General features: G+C 42.2%; 17 protein-coding genes. 14 read left to right on the top strand and 3 right to left on the bottom strand.

Annotation, left to right across the window (positions count from 1 at the left end):
• Window positions 1-9 precede the first annotated feature (9 nt).
• The 7 genes from dnaG to JI667_RS02375 all read left to right on the top strand — a co-directional run bounded on the left by dnaG (window position 10) and on the right by JI667_RS02375 (window position 7,526).
• Window positions 10-1,821 (top strand): DNA primase, encoded by a 1,812-nt coding sequence (dnaG, locus tag JI667_RS02405; protein WP_206850020.1) that lies wholly within the window; start codon window positions 10-12, stop codon window positions 1,819-1,821.
• Window positions 1,822-1,854: 33 nt separating this feature from the next.
• Window positions 1,855-2,985 (top strand): RNA polymerase sigma factor RpoD, encoded by a 1,131-nt coding sequence (gene rpoD, locus JI667_RS02400; RefSeq protein WP_034757535.1) that lies wholly within the window; start codon window positions 1,855-1,857, stop codon window positions 2,983-2,985.
• 120 nt (window positions 2,986-3,105) lie between these two features.
• Window positions 3,106-3,645, top strand: a complete 540-nt coding sequence (locus tag JI667_RS02395; protein WP_206850018.1) for a hypothetical protein — start codon at window positions 3,106-3,108, stop codon at window positions 3,643-3,645.
• A 166-nt stretch (window positions 3,646-3,811) separates the two neighbouring features.
• Window positions 3,812-4,954 (top strand): acyl-CoA dehydrogenase family protein, encoded by a 1,143-nt coding sequence (locus JI667_RS02390; RefSeq protein ID WP_206850016.1) that lies wholly within the window; start codon window positions 3,812-3,814, stop codon window positions 4,952-4,954.
• A gap of 258 nt (window positions 4,955-5,212) precedes the next feature.
• Complete coding sequence (gene cccA / locus JI667_RS02385) at window positions 5,213-5,587, top strand: cytochrome c550 (protein WP_206850008.1); 375 nt, start codon at window positions 5,213-5,215, stop codon at window positions 5,585-5,587.
• A gap of 113 nt (window positions 5,588-5,700) precedes the next feature.
• Window positions 5,701-6,411: a tRNA (adenine(22)-N(1))-methyltransferase gene (locus JI667_RS02380; protein WP_206850516.1), complete on the top strand. Its 711-nt coding sequence runs from the start codon at window positions 5,701-5,703 to the stop codon at window positions 6,409-6,411.
• On the top strand, window positions 6,408-7,526 hold the full coding sequence (locus JI667_RS02375; RefSeq protein ID WP_206850000.1) for a Nif3-like dinuclear metal center hexameric protein: 1,119 nt from the start codon (window positions 6,408-6,410) through the stop codon (window positions 7,524-7,526). The genes JI667_RS02380 and JI667_RS02375 overlap by 4 nt, the downstream gene beginning before the upstream one ends.
• Before the next feature lie 42 nt (window positions 7,527-7,568).
• Here JI667_RS02375 and JI667_RS02370 read toward each other — a convergent pair whose 3' ends face one another.
• Window positions 7,569-8,525 carry a 4-hydroxy-3-methylbut-2-enyl diphosphate reductase gene (locus JI667_RS02370; protein WP_206849992.1) on the bottom strand — a complete coding sequence of 319 codons (957 nt, stop codon included), beginning with the start codon at window positions 8,523-8,525 and terminating at the stop codon, window positions 7,569-7,571.
• 170 nt (window positions 8,526-8,695) lie between these two features.
• Window positions 8,696-9,415: a VrrA/YqfQ family protein gene (vrrA, locus tag JI667_RS02365; RefSeq protein ID WP_206849990.1), complete on the bottom strand. Its 720-nt coding sequence runs from the start codon at window positions 9,413-9,415 to the stop codon at window positions 8,696-8,698.
• A 494-nt stretch (window positions 9,416-9,909) separates the two neighbouring features.
• Here vrrA and JI667_RS02360 point away from each other — a divergent pair, with 494 nt between their 5' ends.
• Entirely contained in the window at window positions 9,910-11,217 is a 1,308-nt protein-coding gene (locus tag JI667_RS02360) for a DEAD/DEAH box helicase (protein WP_206849988.1), read from the top strand.
• 69 nt (window positions 11,218-11,286) lie between these two features.
• The gene (locus JI667_RS02355; protein ID WP_206849986.1) at window positions 11,287-12,180 is read left to right on the top strand and encodes a deoxyribonuclease IV; all 894 of its coding nucleotides are present in this window, start codon (window positions 11,287-11,289) and stop codon (window positions 12,178-12,180) included.
• A 50-nt stretch (window positions 12,181-12,230) separates the two neighbouring features.
• Here the strand turns inward: JI667_RS02355 and JI667_RS02350 are convergent, their stop codons facing one another.
• Window positions 12,231-12,485, bottom strand: a complete 255-nt coding sequence (locus JI667_RS02350; RefSeq protein ID WP_206849984.1) for a DUF2624 domain-containing protein — start codon at window positions 12,483-12,485, stop codon at window positions 12,231-12,233.
• An 85-nt stretch (window positions 12,486-12,570) separates the two neighbouring features.
• Here JI667_RS02350 and JI667_RS02345 point away from each other — a divergent pair, with 85 nt between their 5' ends.
• The 5 genes from JI667_RS02345 to JI667_RS02325 all read left to right on the top strand — a co-directional run bounded on the left by JI667_RS02345 (window position 12,571) and on the right by JI667_RS02325 (window position 16,130).
• A complete protein-coding gene (locus JI667_RS02345) occupies window positions 12,571-13,452 on the top strand; it encodes a YitT family protein (protein WP_206849975.1) in 882 nt (293 codons plus the stop codon).
• Between the two features lie 140 nt (window positions 13,453-13,592).
• Window positions 13,593-14,369 (top strand): metal ABC transporter ATP-binding protein, encoded by a 777-nt coding sequence (locus JI667_RS02340; protein WP_206849973.1) that lies wholly within the window; start codon window positions 13,593-13,595, stop codon window positions 14,367-14,369.
• An 18-nt stretch (window positions 14,370-14,387) separates the two neighbouring features.
• Window positions 14,388-15,245, top strand: coding sequence for a metal ABC transporter permease (locus tag JI667_RS02335; protein ID WP_206849971.1), 858 nt, complete (start codon window positions 14,388-14,390; stop codon window positions 15,243-15,245).
• Window positions 15,246-15,249: 4 nt separating this feature from the next.
• Window positions 15,250-15,666, top strand: coding sequence for a Fur family transcriptional regulator (locus JI667_RS02330; protein ID WP_206849963.1), 417 nt, complete (start codon window positions 15,250-15,252; stop codon window positions 15,664-15,666).
• A 101-nt stretch (window positions 15,667-15,767) separates the two neighbouring features.
• Window positions 15,768-16,130: a DUF1499 domain-containing protein gene (locus JI667_RS02325; RefSeq protein ID WP_206849961.1), complete on the top strand. Its 363-nt coding sequence runs from the start codon at window positions 15,768-15,770 to the stop codon at window positions 16,128-16,130.
• Window positions 16,131-16,147 lie beyond the last annotated feature (17 nt).

Raw genomic sequence — 16,147 nt, 5'->3', positions numbered from 1 at the left:
TGATAGAACATGTCTGAAAGAATCCCTGAAGATAAGTTAAATAAAATTTTGTCGTCAACAGATATTGTTGACGTTGTCAGTGACTATGTGCAATTGAAAAAGCAGGGCCGAAATTATTTCGGTTTGTGTCCGTTTCATGGAGAAAATACTCCATCTTTTTCTGTTTCACCTGACAAACAAATATTTCACTGCTTTGGTTGTGGAGCAGGTGGAAATGCGTTTACTTTTCTTATGGATGTGGATGGTCTCAGCTTCCTTGAAGCTGCCCAGAAACTCGGATCCAAAGTAGGCGAAGATATTTCCATTCAAACCCAAACTGCTGACCAACCGCGTCCTTCTCAAGAGAATGAGAAACAAATGATGGAAGCCCACGGCTTATTAAGTAAATTTTACCATCATCTTCTTCTAAATACAAAGGAAGGTCAGGATGCTCTGGAATATTTATTAGCAAGAGGCTTTACAACGGAAAGCATCTCCAAATTCCAGATCGGTTGGTCTCTCCCGAGTTGGGATTTCACGGTTAAGTTCCTTGAAAAGCGTGGCTACTCTTTGGAACTGATGGAAGAAGCAGGCTTGCTCGTCAGAAGGGAAAGGGACAATTCATTCCTTGATCGCTTCAGGGGAAGAATCATGTTCCCTATTTTGGACGCCAAAGGCAATACCGTCGCTTTCTCGGGCAGGACCATCGATAAGGGTGACGAGCCTAAATACTTAAACAGTCCTGAAACAAAGATTTTTAATAAAAGCAGCATCCTTTATAACTATCACGGTGCAAGGGCGATGATCAGAAGAAAACAGCAGGCGATATTATTCGAAGGATTCGCCGATGTGATTTCAGCAAGCGAAGCCGGGGTTGAAAATGGTGTAGCCACCATGGGAACATCATTGACTGAGCAGCAAATCGGCCTTATGAAACGTTTAACCGATTCCATCACGATATGCTACGATGGTGATTCTGCCGGAGTGGAAGCTGCATTCAGGGCAGGAAAGCTTCTTCATAAACATCAGTTGGACATACGTGTGGCCACGATACCAGAACAGTTAGACCCTGATGACTACATCACTAAATATGGCTCTGCCAAATTTCAACAGGATGTAATAGGGGCAAGTTTGACGTTCATGGCATTTAAACTTCGGTATTACAAGCTGAATAAAAACTTAAATGATGAAGGAGATCGCCTCAAGTATATAGAAGACATACTTAAGGAAATTACTCAATTGAGTAAAGCGGTGGAAAAGGATTATTATTTAAGATATTTGGCCGATGAGTTCGAATTATCCTTAGAGGCTCTTCAACAACAACTATCCGAATTACAAGGTCCGGAAAAACGAGCCTCCAATACGCCTAAACAGGTCGGTATGGAGGGTGATTTCAAACGGCACACGCAGACTAAATTGCTGCCTGCTTACCAAACCGCTGAACGAAGGTTGATCGCATACATGCTGAAGGATCCGAATACTGCTTACAAGGTCCAGGAGTGGCTTGCAGGTACAAACCTTAATATTGATGAACACCAGGCTATTATTACTTATTTATTGGGATATTATGAAGAAGGACTGCCTCCAGGTGCGAGTGCTTTCATCGGGTACCTTCCCGATGAAAGGCTTAGAAGGATCGTCACGGACATAGAAATGATGTCCATCAGCGAAGAAAGTTCGGATCAGGAATTAGCGGATTATGTGAATCAGGTGTTAAAACATCAAAAGATGTTGAGAATAAAGGAAAAAGAACTAGAAAGAAAAGAAGCGGAAAGATTAAAGGATTACAGGCAAGAAGCACAGATAGCAATGGAAATCTTACAGCTACGTAAGTCTCTATAAAGTTTTGTCAGGAAGTTGGAAGGAGGGGAACAAATGGCTGAAAAGTCAGCGCGTTCCAAGCAAATAGCATCAGAATTAACTGTTGATCAGGTGAAAGAATTCTTAGTTAACCAAGGTAAGAAAAGAGGAGTCCTCACATACGAAGATATTGCCGATAAATTATCGGGCTTTGAACTGGATTCCGATCAAATGGATGAATTTTACGAACACTTGGGTGAGCAGGGTGTAGAAATCGTCAATGAAAGCGACGAAGATGATGATCCAGGTGCCACGGAGTTAGAGAAGGAAGAAGAAGAAGAGTTTAATCTGAATGATTTAAGCGTTCCTCCAGGGGTTAAAATAAACGATCCGGTTCGTATGTACCTGAAAGAAATCGGTAGAGTCGACCTTTTATCTGCAGAGGAAGAGATCAATCTTGCCAAGCGAATTGAAGATGGTGATGAAGAGGCGAAACGACGTCTTGCCGAGGCAAACCTGAGACTTGTTGTCAGTATTGCCAAACGCTATGTAGGTCGCGGTATGCTGTTCTTAGACCTTATTCAGGAAGGAAATATGGGTCTGATCAAAGCGGTTGAAAAATTTGATTACCGTAAAGGATACAAATTCAGTACGTATGCTACATGGTGGATTCGCCAAGCCATTACCCGTGCGATTGCTGACCAGGCAAGGACGATCCGTATACCGGTTCATATGGTTGAAACCATCAATAAATTGATCCGGGTTCAAAGACAATTACTACAGGATTTAGGTCGTGAACCTGCTCCTGAGGAAATTGCAGAAGAAATGGATCTGACACCTGAAAAGGTCAGGGAAATACTCAAAATTGCGCAAGAGCCTGTTTCACTGGAAACACCTATTGGGGAAGAAGATGATTCTCACCTTGGTGACTTCATTGAGGATGCAGAAGCTCAGTCCCCTTCAGAACATGCTGCTTACGAACTATTGAAAGAACAGCTTGAAGATGTTCTGGATACTCTTACTGACAGAGAAGAAAATGTTCTAAGACTGCGCTTTGGTCTGGATGACGGCAGGACACGTACACTTGAAGAAGTAGGTAAGGTTTTCGGTGTTACCCGTGAACGTATCCGTCAAATAGAAGCGAAAGCTCTGAGGAAACTGCGCCATCCTAGCAGAAGCAAACGATTAAAAGACTTTTTGGAATAGAAATATCCTATTACTGCCTCTATTGTGAATAGGGGTGGTTTTTTTTGTCCAGTTTAAAGGGTTTTTCCAGTTCTTTGCCGAATAAAGCTACAGGATTCAACTATAGAAGGTGTGACACTTGTGACAAGAACAAAGGATTTGAAAACCGAAACGATCATCAGGGAAATTCAATTTTGGAAACAGACGAAATTGCTTCCGGAACAATATTGTGATTATCTGCTTGCATTCTATACAGGTGGGGAAGAAATCAATGTTGGAAACCAGACCCTAATCCGAAGGTCCTTCACATATATAGACGTTTTGATTTCAGTATGCATTTTAGCGATTTCATTATTTGTCATTTATTTTACTGAATTGTCAATCGTTTTGCAAACAACGATTTTGGCAGGTTTTGTCGGATTATTACTTGGTATGGGGATTTATTATACTAAGAAACAAATATCTCCTATGCTTCTCTATGCGTCTGCAGCAAGCATCCTTCTTCTTTCATCGATTGATGTCGCTGAGGTGGTTTTTAAGGGAAGCCCTTTGGAATTATACATAACCTTGTTCCTCAACTGCTTCCTGTGGATTGTAGCAGGAGTGAAGTGGAAGCTGAACTATTTTTCTGTCGCGGGCATTATAGGAGTAGTATTTGTGAGTATTTATATATTACTATAACTTCTGAAAATTAAAAAGTTTTTTAAAGTTGAGAAAATTTGCTTTTCCCTCTTATAATAGGAATGAGAGCGTATTCATAGAGTGGTATGTGTATGCTTGAAAGCGCTATTATCATTTGAAGAAGTCTAGGGCTTTCAGTCATCAAAGTTAGACAAGGGGGATAAGAATGAATTTCGACTTAACACAAGAACAGGCAATGATTAAAAAGACAATCAGGGAATTCGCTGAAGAAGAGGTGGCACCTGGCGCATTGGACCGGGACCGTACAAAGGAGTTTCCTAAAGAAATTTTCAAGAAGCTTTCGGACCTCGGTATGATGGGTCTTCCCTTTCCGGAAGAGTATGGAGGAGCTGGAGCGGATACCGTCAGCTTCGCCATTGTAACAGAAGAACTTAGCCGTGCATGTGCTTCTACGGGGATCACCTACTCTGCCCATATTTCACTTGGGGGGGCTCCGATTAATCTATTTGGTACACATGAGCAGAAACAGGAATATCTGACGCCGATTTGTACAGGAGAATCATTTGGAGCTTTCGGTCTGACCGAACCTAATGCTGGTTCAGATGCAGGCGGAACCCAGACCACTGCGGAAGATAAAGGGGATAAGTGGGTCATTAATGGTAATAAGTGTTATATCACCAACGCCAGTTATGCAAATCATCTTGCCTTAACGGCGATTACAGGAAGAAACAATGGCAGTAAAGAGATTAGTGCCATCATCGTACCTACCAAAGCAGATGGATTTACGGTCATTGACAATTATGAAAAAATGGGTCTTCATTCCTCCAATACAACAGAGCTTGTGCTTGAAGATGTGGAAGTCCCGAAAGAAAATCTGTTAGGGAAACAAGGGGAAGGTTTCAAGCAGTTCCTTGTAACCCTGGATGGGGGCAGAATTGGGATAGGGGCGATGGCAGTAGGAGTTGCCCAGGCTGCTTTTGACAAGGCGCTACAATATTCAAAAGAACGAAAACAATTTGGTAAGACGCTATCACAATTCCAAGTCACACAATTTAAACTGGCTGATATGGCGATGAAGATTGAACTTGCCCGGAACATGGTGCATAAAGCAGCCTGGTTAAAAGACCAGGGCAGACCATTTTCAAAGGAAGCTTCTATGTGTAAGCTATACGCTTCCGAAATCAGTATGGAAGTGGCGGACGAAGCGATTCAGATTCATGGTGGATACGGTTATATGAAAGAATACCATGTAGAACGCTACTTACGTGATGCGAAACTTCTTGAGATTGGAGAAGGGACTTCAGAGGTGCAGAGAATGGTCATTTCAAGGTTGGTCGGCTGCCAATAGGGTAGATAGCCTATACGTGAAAGGAAGGAGCTCAGCTGGTCCCCTGTGGCTGACAGAGCTCCTGTCTTTATTCTGTTTCAAGGACTATATGAAATCGTTTCTGGTTGGATATTAGGAAAAAAGAAGGAAATGTGTCTAATTTGTGAGAAAGATGGAAAAGTTAATTGATAGTACTTTTACTTTGTCAGTTTTTACAGTAAAATATAAAGTGTTGAAAAAAGCACTATTTTGGATGTTTTACATAAGGGAGGTTAAATCATGAATCGTAATCCAATCATTCCATTCGTACTAATCATGGCTCTTGGAATTGGCCTGGTTTTCTTCTTGTCGATTGAAGGCCTTAACAATGCTGATGAGAAAGCGAAAGAAGAAAAGCATGGTGAGATGGCCGGTAAAGAAGGCGAAGAGGCTTCAAGCGGCGAATTCGATCCGGAAGCCAAATACAAGGAGTCTTGTGTATCTTGTCATGGTGGAAACTATGAAGGTGGCGCTGGTCCTGCACTTAAGGGTACGAAACTATCTAAAGACGAGATCAAGGATAGAATTAAAAATGGTGGAGGCATCATGCCGGCTGGTCTTGTAAAAGATGAAAATCTTGATGCAATGGCAGACTGGATCAAATCACTTAAATAATCCATGAATGAAAAAGGTTCTTTGTCTTTAGGCAAAGGGCTTTTTTTATATGGAAAAGTTGGTTAGAATGAGTACCATATTAAGAATCCAATAAAATGAGTAAAGGTGAAGAGATGAATATTCAACAATTATCTAAGCGACTGGAAACAGTTGTCTCATACATACCCAAACAATCGAAAATTGCAGATATAGGGTCAGATCACGCTTACCTTCCATGTTATGCAGTAAACAAGGGCATTGCATCGTCTGCCATCGCAGGCGAAGTAGTGAAGGGCCCCTATCTTTCCGCCAAGAAACAAGTAGTGGATGCACAATTGACCCAGGAAGTAGAAGTGAGATTAGGAAACGGTCTGGAGGTGATCGCACCGGGAGAGGTAGAGTGCATTACGATTGCCGGAATGGGGGGCACTTTGATTGCTTCGATTCTCGAGGCAGGCAAGGACAAGCTTACAAATGGCCCAAGATTGATTCTGCAGCCGAATGTAAGTGCGAAATCCATTCGGACTTGGCTGATGGATAATGAATGGGATCTGATTGGAGAAGAAATCCTTGAAGAAGATGACAAACTTTATGAAATATTAATTGCTGAAAAAGGAAACCCAAAGAGCCATTATTCCAAGGACGTTGAAAGAGAGCTATTGCTCGGTCCATTCTTGATGAAAGAAAAGAACGCTGCGTTCATCAAAAAATGGAATCTGGAACTTCATCAATGGAAGAATATATTGAATAACATGGAAAAAGCAGAAAAGACAGAAGCGTTAGAAGAACGTAAGATTGAGCTTAATGAGAAGATCAAAATAGTAGAGGAGGTCCTTAATCCGTGAAAACAGTAAATGGTCATCAGATCATTCAGCTATTTGAAGAATTCTCCCCTAAACACCTGGCAGAACAAGGCGACCCGATCGGACTTCAAATTGGAAAGCTGAATGAAAAGGTCGAGAATGTCATGATCACATTGGATGTTCTTGAAAACGTAGTGGATGAAGCAATCAAGAATAACGTCAAATTGATCATTGCTCATCATCCACCATTATTTCGTCCTCTAAAGGCATTGCATACTAATTCGTATCAAGGACGAATGATTGAGAAGTTAATCAAGCATGACATTGCCGTTTATGCGGCCCATACCAATCTGGATGCCGCGGAAGGCGGAGTTAATGATATGCTGGCTGAAATGCTACAGTTACAGCAACCGTCCGTACTCGTTCCAACCTACCAAGAGGAAATTCGTAAACTGGCAGTATATGTGCCTGAAGAAAATGCAGAAGAACTCCGAATCGCCCTCGGGAAAGCAGGAGCAGGCCATATCGGCAATTATTCTCATTGCAGCTTCTCAAACGTAGGGAAGGGCAGGTTCCTGCCTGAAGAAGGGACAAATCCTCATATAGGGAAGCAGGGTGAGCTTGAGGAAGTAGCAGAAGAAAAGGTCGAGACCGTATATCCAGCTTCTCTGGAGAAAAAAGTACTGAAGGCCATGTTCACCCATCATCCATATGAAGAGGTTGCCTATGATATCTATTCTCTTAATAATGAATCGCCTGCCCTGGGACTTGGCAGAATAGGGTATTTACCAGAGGAAATGAGTCTTAAGGACTTTGCATTGTTGGTAAAGAAAACCTTTGGCATGGACGGTATCAGGATGATTGGAGATGGGAAATCGACGGTGAAAAAAGTGGCGATACTTGGCGGAGATGGGAACAAGTTCATTGGAAAAGCCAAAAGACTAGGTGCTGATGTTTTTGTCTCAGGTGATATCTATTATCATACTGCTCACGACGCTATGATGATGGGGCTGAATGTAGTGGATGCAGGTCACCATATTGAGAAAGTGATGAAAGATGGAGTGGCCGGTCATTTAGCCAGAAAATGCTCTGAAAAGGGATATATCGTCAATATCTTTGCATCAAAAGCAGAAACAAACCCTTTTACGTATATGTAATCAAAGAAAGTCCCCTTGCCATTCTGGCAAGGGGACTTTGGTTTACTTGGTTCCCATTTTTGCTTTACGCACCTTAGGGAGAATTTTATTTAATGGGACATTGCGCTCTCTTGTCCAGGTAGATTCGTCAGTGGGGTCAAAGGCTTCAAGGAATTTAATGACTTCTTTGACGATTGGGGTGGGGGTTGACGCGCCCGCAGTAACCGCGACGATTTTTGAATCCTTGATCCATTCGATGTCCAACTCGCTAATATCTGAAATGCGATGTGCGGGAGTACCTGCAATATCCTTCGAGACTTGAGCAAGGCGATTGGAGTTATTACTCTTGGGATCACCAACAACGATAAGAACATCGGCGTCTCCGGCCTGCTCCGCCACAGCTTCCTGTCGGACTTGTGTGGCAAGGCAAATCTCTTTGTGCAGCTCCACGTGAGGGTACATCTCCTTCACTTTATCCATCGTATCCAGTACATCCCACTGACTCATGGTGGTTTGGTTCGTCACAATAATCTTCTCATTGTCGATGGATAGCTTTTCAACGTCTGCCGCTGTTTCTACAAGGTGGACGACATCGGGTGCGACCCCGACAGCCCCCTCAGGTTCAGGGTGTCCCATTTTACCGATGTAAATGACATCGTAGCCCTCAGCTTCCTTTGCGCGAATCAGGTCATGAGTCTTCGTTACATCAGGACATGTTGCATCGAGGGTGACGAGTCCTTTCTGCTTGGCGATTTCCTTCACTTCAGGAGATACCCCGTGAGCCGTGAAGATCACAGTTCCTTCATTTACCTGTTCAATGATTTCTTTTCTGTTGCTTCCGTCAAGGGTGATGATTCCATCTTCTTCGAAAGCATCGGTCACATGCTTGTTATGGACAATCATGCCCAGAATATAAATTGGACGAGGAAGCGATTTGTCTAATGCGGCGTTTCTTGCAATGACCATTGCGTCTACTACACCATAACAATAGCCTCTCGGAGTTATCTTAATAATTTCCATCTATGAATATCCTCCTACATGAGAAAAGGTTTTGTCTACATTATAAAGGAGATTGTTCCATCTGACAAAGAGTTCGACATCCGGGTAGGTTTTCTGTATCCCCCCACACATGCTGAAAACCAAAAAATAATCCCTGTCGGGTGATACTTAACCCTTAGGGATTCGGCTTTTTAAATATATAGTTTTGGCTTTGAGCTGGATTGGTCAGGTGCCTTCGTTTTTACTTCTTCATCATCCGATAATTCAGCCGGGGGCTTTTTCTTCTTTTTCTTCTTCTTAACAGCTGCTTTTTCTTCGGGGATTTCAGTGTCATCTGTGCTTTCTATATCCTCTGTGCTTGCTTCAGATGCGCCATCAGCTGGCATATCCTTCAACCCCCGGTACAACTTCCATAAAGAAGGGATGTTCTTGACCATTGGACCGTATTGTTGAAACATAGGCCCTAATTGTTGAGCCGTCTGGAGCATCTGTTGTGTGTTGGATAAAAAAGAATTTACATTTCCCGGATTGAGGAGGGTCTGAATAATTCCACCTGCTGCCTGTGGAGAACGCTCAAACCCGGTTGAATTGGATGAGGCATCACCCCTGGAAAACTGTTGTAGGAGTCCGCCCCCTCCGTCAGCACCACGGTTTTCACCTTTTTTCAAAAGCTTAGACAACAACCCTTTGCCTTGTCCCCGACCCCGCCCCTTTCCTCTCTGATTCATTCCCATATTGAACCCAGTGTTGGAATTCTGCCTTCCTAGTTGAAATGGGGGGGGTTGTGTCTGTCCCAGTCCAAAATTATTTCTGCCAGGTTGCTGCATTCCAAAGCCGGATTCCCGCCGCTGCCTCATTCCGAAAGGGTTTCGCATATCCTGACCTTGATTTCTCATTCTTCTAGGCGGCATGATGACAGCCTCCTTTCATTGAATAAATTCATTCTCACTATAGAGTATGCAATAGGTTAAAAAAGGGTATTGTGACAATATCATCTGAAATAATATCAGGTTGACCTAGATGTTTTGCTGAAAATTGATTATAATGGTTAGATGTTCTTTAAATATGACGCTTGCTAACGTTAAAATAAAATTTTCAATTACTATTAGGCTATCTTGGCAAAGGCTATTGTTATTCTATTATTGACTATAACTTTCAAATCTCTGTCTTCTGCTGCAGGGCTTTAGCCGGGGAGGCTCACCGTGATCCCAGCAGAAAGTGAGCCCCTGGGGCGGAAATCAACGACTACACGCTGCTTTTAGCAACAGGCATTAAGAAAATAGCCTAAAAATATAAGTGATCCGTACATTTTATATAAATCTGTGGTGATGATGTGAACGGCTTACGGCATCCATCCCCGTGACAGCGTAAATAAAAGGATAGTAAAAAAAAGGAGATGTATTGAATGAAAAAGAATTTATTTCTACAATTTGGTTTCAAGTCATTCATTAATGAATCAGTAGAAGAATTAGGATTCTACGAACCAACGGAAATTCAAAAGAAAATGATCCCTCTGATTTTGAAAGGGCAAAGTGCAATTGGCCAATCTCAAACGGGAACAGGAAAGACCCATTCGTATCTGTTACCGATCATCGAAAAGGTGGATGCAGAAGCTGAACAGGTACAAGCTGTCATAACTGCACCGACACGTGAATTGGCACAACAGATATATCAGGAAGTATTAAAGATCACGAAGGACAGCGACATCGTATCCCGTTGCTATATCGGTGGGACGGATAAGCAGAGAACCATCGAGAAATTAAAGCACCAGCCACATATCGTTGTGGGGACGCCTGGACGCATCAATGACCTTGTGAAAGATCAGGCATTATTTGTCCATACAGCTTCACTCCTAGTCATAGATGAAGCGGATCTTATGCTGGATATGGGGTTCATTGAAGATGTGGATCAGATTGCAGCAAAGATGCCGGAGAAACTTCAAATGTTAGTATTTTCTGCTACCATTCCGGAGAAGCTGAAGCCCTTCTTGAAAAAGTATATGGAAAATCCTCAATATGCACATGTAGAGCCGGAACAGCTTTCGGCGAAAAATATTCAACACGTGATCGTTCCCTTGAAGAGTAGGGATAAAGTCAATCTTCTGTACAATATTTTAGTGGAGATCAATCCATATTTAGGTATTGTGTTCACGAATACGAAACAAAAAGCGGATGAAGTGGCCGATGCCCTGATTGCCAAAGGATTGAAGGTCGGGCGCATTCATGGTGATCTATCTCCCCGTGAGCGTAAGAAAATGATGAAACAAACAAGGAATCTGGACTATCAATATATTGTAGCCACAGATCTTGCAGCCAGAGGGATCGATATCGAAGGGGTCAGTCACATTATTAATTTTGAACTGCCTCAAGACCTTGATTTCTATGTTCATCGTTCCGGCCGAACAGCACGTGCCGGGAACAGCGGTATTGCTTATACCATTTATACGCCTTCAGATGAAGATGCATTGAATCGATTGGAGAAGCTTGGAATCAGCTTTTCACATCGGGATATTAAAAAAGGCGAATGGTCCGAGCTACCTCCTCTGAACAAACGTAAGAACCGTCAAAAATCGAACGTCGATGAGATTGATGAAAAGGCGAAGTCCCTGGTCCGAAAACCAAAATCGGTGAAACCGGGATATAAAAAGAAGATGAAATACAAAATGGATCAAATCAAGAAGCGGGAAAGAAGAATCAAAAATAGAAATAAGTAAGTGTTTGAACGTGATTCATTTGTACACATTCGATACAATAAAGAGAGATATTCTTAGGAGTTGAGAAGAATGGTTAAGATTGGATCCCATGTTTCCATGAGTGGAAAGAACATGTTACTCGCATCGAGTGAAGAAGCGGTTTCGTATGGTGCGAATACCTTCATGATTTATACAGGTGCCCCGCAGAATACGAGAAGAAAGAAGATCGAAGACTTAAATATTGAAGCAGGACTCGCTCATATGAAAGATAATGGAATAGAGGACATCGTCGTGCATGCCCCTTATATCATTAACATTGGCAATACGACAAACCCGTCTACATTCGAGCTGGGTGTCAATTTCCTCCGATCTGAAATGGAACGCACTGAAGCGCTCGGTGCAGGGCAAATCGTGCTTCATCCCGGTGCTCATGTAGGGGCAGGGGCAGATAAAGGAATCGAGAAGATCATTGAAGGTCTGAATGAAGTATTAACCAAGGATCATAAAGTTCAGATTGCACTTGAAACAATGGCCGGAAAAGGCTCTGAATGCGGCAGGACATTTGAGGAATTAGCCCAGATCATCAATGGAGTAGAGTTGAATGATCGTCTATCTGTGTGCTTTGACACATGTCATACCCATGATGCAGGATATAATATTGTAGAAGATTTCGATGGTGTATTGGAGGAATTCGATAAAATTATTGGAATCGATCGCTTAAAAGTGCTTCATATAAATGATAGCAAGAATGAACGGGGAGCCGCTAAGGACCGTCATGAAAACCTGGGCTTCGGTCATATTGGATTCAAGGCACTGAATTATATCGTGCATCATCCACAGCTGGAGGCCGTTCCTAAGATTCTGGAAACTCCATATGTAGGGGAAGGTAAGAAAAATAAAAAACCTCCTTACAAGTTCGAAATTGACATGTTGCGTAATCAATCCTTTGATGAAGATGTTTTAACGAAAATAGTAAATCAGTAAAGAGTGGAGGAGGTCATCTCTCAAGATTTGAGGAAACCTCCTCTTTCTATCTATCTGATAAGCTGTAAAAAGAGCTGGTTGATTTCCTTTGCTTTTGCTGGTCCGATGACCCTGGCAAGATCTTTCACTAGCCTGCTTCTTTTCGCATCATCAAAAATGTTGATGTTTTTTCCGTTCACCTTGGCAACAATGCTTGTAGCCTGATCGGGCGTCAGTGAAATATTATATTGTTTGGCATACTTTAGCAGTTCATCATTTGTAATATGGTTGATTTTGTGATTAATCACATTTTGTAATAGCTTCATGTTTATCACTCCTCATCAGATACATATGTAGTATCGATCAAGAAAGTGACAATTTTATTAGAAAATAAACTGAAAGGAATTGGCGATGACTCAAAGAGTGCATAAGAAAGAAAGTCCCCTTCATTTCATTTACCGTCTATTTTTTATAACTATCGGAGCCGGGCTGGCAGCCGTTTCCATTGAACTGTTCCTAGTACCGAATAATATTATTGATGGGGGGATCATTGGTATCTCACTGATCCTGAATTATTTGATTTCCGATTCTATCCCTTTCCTTAATTTTTCAACCCTGTTGGTCTTACTCAACCTTCCTTTTATGTATTCGGGGTACAAGCAAATAGGAAAGACGTTTGTCGTATCTTCTTTGTTTGCCATTGTCGCGTTGGCGGTCATTGAAAGCCTCCTTCATCATATGGATCCATTCGTGACAGAAGAGATCCTTGCGACCGTCTTCGGCGGATTGATTCTTGGGGTGGGTGTAGGACTTGTCATCCGTCATGGGGGTTCGTTGGATGGAACTGAAATCTTAGGGATCCTTCTGACTAAGAAATTGCCATTCTCCGTCGGTGAGTTTGTGATGTTTATGAATATTTTCATCTTCGGTTGGGCGGCATTTGTCTTTGGGATCGAAGAAGCCATGTATTCTGTCATGACCTATTATATCGCCTTCAAGACCATTGATACGGTCATTCAGGGAATGGATGAAACGAAAGCGGTCATCATCGTTTCGGATTATTATCTCGAGGTATCGGATGCCATTTTACAAAGGCTTGGAAGAGGTACAACTATGTTGAAGGGGCGTGGCGGCTATACGGATAACGATAAAGAAGTCATTTACGTCGTGGTCACGAGACTTGAAGTCACGAAATTGAAATTCATTGTTTCGGATGTTGATCCGAATGCTTTCATCACAATCATGAACACCCAGGAAACAAAAGGGGCGCGCTTCAAATCTGCTATACATTGATGCATGACGAAGATTTCAGGACTGCCTCGGGGCAGTCCTTTTAAATGTGATACGGAATCATTTACAATTTACCACGCATCCTGTATACTACCCTATGTACTTTTAAATCGTAATGATTCTTATAAAGAGAGTTGATGGACATGGATACAACTTATCCAGTGATAAAAATAGAAGATGTGAATTTCCGTTATGAGCGTGAAAGAGTGCTAGAAGATATTCATTTAAGCATTCCCAAAGGCGCATTTCTTGGAATCGTGGGTCCGAACGGGTCGGGTAAATCCACATTATTAAAGCTTGTCCTCGGCCTCTTGCGGGTGAAGCAGGGGAATATTGAATTGTTTGGAATCCCTCAGCAAAAATTTAAAGAATGGGACCGCATCGGCTTTGTATCCCAGAAGGCCAACACCTTCAATACCGGATTTCCAGCAACGGTATATGAAGTGGTGGCGAGTGGACTGGCTAAAAAGGTTGGATTATTCAAACGGGTTTCCTCGGCATACAGGCAGGATGTATACGAAGCAATTGAATCTGTCGGGATGAGCCGGTTCTCCAACCGGAATATCGGCGAGCTATCAGGAGGTCAGCAGCAGAGGGTATTCATCGCCAGAGCCCTCGTGAGCCGTCCGGAAATATTGATACTCGACGAACCTACAGTGGGGGTAGACAGCAAAAACGTTCAAAACTTCTACGATATGCTTGAAAAATTGAACAAGAATTTAGGCATTACCCTCGTACTTGTCACACATGATATAGGTTCGATTTCGAATAAGGTGACGCACGTTGCCTGCTTAAATAAACATTTACATTTCCATGGCAAAACAGAAGAGTTCGAAAAGCTTAAGGAAAATCAGCTTTCCTCTTTTTATGGTCATGATGTACATTTTTTGAATCATGAGCATGAACACCATCATTCATGATCGATTGGAGGGAAGAAAATGATTCAAGCTATTTTTCAATATGAATTTTTACAAAATGCCTTTTTAACAGGAATACTGATCGGGATCATTGCCCCATTATTGGGAGCGTTCATCGTGGTAAGGAGGCTTTCTCTCATTGCGGATGCCCTCAGTCATGTCACTCTGTCAGGAATTGCAGCGAGCCTATATCTAAGTAAAACCGTACCCGCCCTATCAGGTTTGAATCCCCTATACTTCGGAATGGCGTTCTCTGTCATGGGCTCATTATTTATTGAACGTTTACGTATGGTATACAAGCATTATCAGGAACTTGCCATTCCGATCATCCTGTCAGGAGGAATCGGGATCGGTGTCATTTTCATATCATTGGCAGACGGCTTCAATACCGATTTATTTAGTTATTTATTTGGTAGTGTCAGCGCAGTCAGCAGAGGGGACTTATACCTGATTGGTGGAATCAGCATCCTTGTGATCGGTGTCATTCTCTTATTATATAAAGAACTGTTTCTCCTTTCATTTGATGAAGATCATGCTAAGGCGTCAGGAATCCCTGCTAAGGCGATACACTTTATCTTTATGATCATGGTGGCCCTTGTGATTGCCGCTTCCATGCGTATCGTCGGAATCCTTCTGGTATCTTCTTTGATGACATTACCCGTTGCAGCAAGCATCAGGATTGCCAATGGCTTTAAGCAGACGATCGGATTTTCCCTTTTATTTGGTGAGATCTCTGTCATCGTTGGATTGGTAAGCGCATTTTATCTGAATCTTGCTCCCGGTGGAACAATCGTGGTAACGGCGATTTTGATTTTGCTTATGACAATCGTATTTAAGAAGCTGAGAACAGTGAATCTTTCTTCTAAAGTAGAGGTGTAATAAATTGAATGTAACCGAAGCAATGGATCTGTTAAAAGCAAAGGGTTATAAACATACTGGAAAACGTGAGCAGTTACTTGAACTGTTTTCAAGTTCGAATAAATATTTAACCGCCCGGGATGTGTTGGAATGCATGAAAGCGGATTACCCTGGTCTCAGTTTCGATACGATCTATCGAAACTTAAGCTTGTTCGTTGAGCTTGGCATACTCGAAGAGACGGAACTATCCAGTGAAAGACATTTCCGATTTACGTGTGAAAGCCATCACCACCATCATCACTTCATATGTTTGGATTGTGGGAAGACGAAAGAAATTCACACATGTCCCATGGAAGCCCTAAAAGAGAACTTAACTGAAACCGGGTATGATATTTCAGGTCATAAATTTGAAATTTATGGTAAGTGCCCTCAGTGTCAATAGAGATCCTTTCTGGGTCTCTTTTTTCTCTGGTTACATCTAAGTGTTTAACTATTCATAAAGAAGGGGAAAAATATTGTATAGAATGAAGAGGAGATGTAGCCATGGAAACCGTACCATTTACACACTGTCCTACGAATAAGAAAAACTGCGTGAGCACCATCGATCTCACATCCTATCATCGAATCGCACCTCTTCCCATAAAGGGAAGTGTTGAAGATACGAAAGAACGCATTCATAAGACCTTGAATCAATTTGATCATGTGGATATCCAGGAAGAACAGTCACATTATGTGCATGCGGTCTTTACCTCTAAATGGTTGAAGTTTAAGGATGACCTGGAAATCCACATTGATGAAAGCACTAACCTCTTGCACATGAAATCGGGCTCTCGTCTTGGATATTATGATTTTAAAGTGAACAGGAACCGTGTGGAACGATTTAAATCAATTTTTAATGAGCAATAGAAAAAGCCTCAGATGCT

It is taken from the genome of Bacillus sp. NTK074B, from assembly GCF_017303375.1.
In the GTDB taxonomy this organism is placed as follows: domain Bacteria; phylum Bacillota; class Bacilli; order Bacillales; family Bacillaceae_B; genus Rossellomorea.
The sequence above is the reverse complement of the archived record's forward strand: the minus strand, read 5'-3'. Positions and strand labels throughout refer to the sequence as shown.

Coding starts and splice junctions, on each gene's coding strand:
- JI667_RS02390 (WP_206850016.1), top strand. CDS start 3,812: ATGAATTTCGACTTAACACAAGAACAGGCAATGATTAAAAAGACAATC.
- JI667_RS02325 (WP_206849961.1), top strand. CDS start 15,768: ATGGAAACCGTACCATTTACACACTGTCCTACGAATAAGAAAAACTGC.
- cccA (WP_206850008.1), top strand. CDS start 5,213: ATGAATCGTAATCCAATCATTCCATTCGTACTAATCATGGCTCTTGGA.
- JI667_RS02360 (WP_206849988.1), top strand. CDS start 9,910: ATGAAAAAGAATTTATTTCTACAATTTGGTTTCAAGTCATTCATTAAT.
- JI667_RS02355 (WP_206849986.1), top strand. CDS start 11,287: ATGGTTAAGATTGGATCCCATGTTTCCATGAGTGGAAAGAACATGTTA.
- JI667_RS02340 (WP_206849973.1), top strand. CDS start 13,593: ATGGATACAACTTATCCAGTGATAAAAATAGAAGATGTGAATTTCCGT.
- JI667_RS02345 (WP_206849975.1), top strand. CDS start 12,571: ATGACTCAAAGAGTGCATAAGAAAGAAAGTCCCCTTCATTTCATTTAC.
- JI667_RS02380 (WP_206850516.1), top strand. CDS start 5,701: ATGAATATTCAACAATTATCTAAGCGACTGGAAACAGTTGTCTCATAC.
- JI667_RS02350 (WP_206849984.1), bottom strand. CDS start 12,485: ATGAAGCTATTACAAAATGTGATTAATCACAAAATCAACCATATTACA.
- rpoD (WP_034757535.1), top strand. CDS start 1,855: ATGGCTGAAAAGTCAGCGCGTTCCAAGCAAATAGCATCAGAATTAACT.
- dnaG (WP_206850020.1), top strand. CDS start 10: ATGTCTGAAAGAATCCCTGAAGATAAGTTAAATAAAATTTTGTCGTCA.
- JI667_RS02370 (WP_206849992.1), bottom strand. CDS start 8,525: ATGGAAATTATTAAGATAACTCCGAGAGGCTATTGTTATGGTGTAGTA.
- JI667_RS02335 (WP_206849971.1), top strand. CDS start 14,388: ATGATTCAAGCTATTTTTCAATATGAATTTTTACAAAATGCCTTTTTA.
- vrrA (WP_206849990.1), bottom strand. CDS start 9,415: ATGCCGCCTAGAAGAATGAGAAATCAAGGTCAGGATATGCGAAACCCT.